Source organism: Leucobacter sp. OH1287 (assembly GCF_003859945.1).
In the GTDB taxonomy this organism is placed as follows: domain Bacteria; phylum Actinomycetota; class Actinomycetes; order Actinomycetales; family Microbacteriaceae; genus Canibacter.
On sequence record NZ_RQYM01000030.1, the window covers coordinates 1 to 1,330 of the forward strand.

The 1,330-nt window shown below is 50.5% G+C and carries 1 protein-coding gene; it reads left to right on the top strand.

All coding sequences use genetic code 11. The features are described 5' to 3' along the window. The first annotated feature begins 187 nt into the window (after nucleotides 1-187). The gene (locus tag EII30_RS08795; RefSeq protein WP_124886967.1) at nucleotides 188-1,297 is read left to right on the top strand and encodes an IS1249 family transposase; all 1,110 of its coding nucleotides are present in this window, start codon (nucleotides 188-190) and stop codon (nucleotides 1,295-1,297) included. The last annotated feature ends 33 nt before the right edge of the window (nucleotides 1,298-1,330 follow it).

Consider the following 1,330-nt stretch of genomic DNA (forward strand, 5'->3'; position numbering starts at 1 on the left):
GGGTAAGTGGACAGATTGTGTGGCATTTCTTCCGCTGCTTCCCAGTGTTTCCATGCCCTGTAGAGGGGTTAAAGTTCCGGCGACTCAACTTCTAGGCTGGACAAAAAGCGTGGCATAAAACCCTCTGGATCCCAGTGTTTCCATGACCTAACCCTGGTTTTAAGTTCCTGCATCTAGCTTGCTTTTTATGGGAGTTGTAAATTGTGAGTTCTGTGGCAGGAAAATGCACCGTAATGGTCGTACCAGCGCCGGTAAAACCAGATGGCGCTGCAGACACTGCCATGCCAGCAGAGTGCAGGTTATAGACAATAAAGCCAAACAGTTAAACGAGTTTCTAGACTGGCTGCTTGGCCGCCGCATCATGCGGGAGATGCCCGGCGGTGGTAGAACGTTTAGACGCCGCACAAGCTGGTGCTGGAACCTATGGCCAATTAGCCCGTTCATTGATGAAACCCTGCCGGTTATCTACATTGACGGGATCTATTTGAGCCGTAAAGCGGTGGTGTTAATCGCTTCTAGCGACACTAGGGTTCTGGGATGGTATCTAGCTAGAAGTGAGAGTTCAGCTGCTTATATGGGGCTGATGAAAAAGATTGCAGCACCGTTTATGGTGGTATCAGACGGTGGTGCTGGGTTTGCTAAAGCATTACGGCAGGTATGGCCTGCTACTAGGCATCAACGTTGTCTGCTGCATGCAGCAAACCAGGTGAAGCGTTACACCACCAGAAATCCGTTGACCGCTGCCGGTAAGGACCTGTTGATGTTAGCGGGATTACTGACCCGGGTAAGGACTATTGAGCAGCGTGACCAGTGGATTTTCTGGTATCAAAACTGGCGTGATAGTTATCGTGTGTATTTAAGTGAAATGTCCCGGCAGCCTGATGGTAGGAAGGTGTTTACTCATCAACGGTTGCGTAAGGCTCGTGCGGGCCTTGACCGGTTGTTGAGAGACCGGACTTTGTTTGCGTTCCTTGATGCTGGGGTTGAGGGGATGCCGGCGTTTAATAACCGGGCTGAGAGTGTTAATAGTTGTTTACGTCGAATGCTTAGACAGCATATTGGGTTGCGGGTTGATCGTCAGGTTAAAGCGATTATGTGGTGGTGTTTTATGCATTCCGGGCAGGGTCTTACTGCTGCTGATATTTTGCGTTTGTTTCCTGATGGGGATGAGGTTTTACGGTTTTATCAGCATCCGGGTAATCAGGGTGGTCAGTTGCCAGGGGCGCCGGAGTACGGGCAGGTGGTTATGTGGCATGAGCTGCATACCTCTGACCCGTACCGGCTTGATTGGGACTAGGCGAGAAATGCCACACATTTTGTCCACTTACCC

Coding starts and splice junctions, on each gene's coding strand:
- EII30_RS08795 (WP_124886967.1), top strand. CDS start 188: ATGGGAGTTGTAAATTGTGAGTTCTGTGGCAGGAAAATGCACCGTAAT.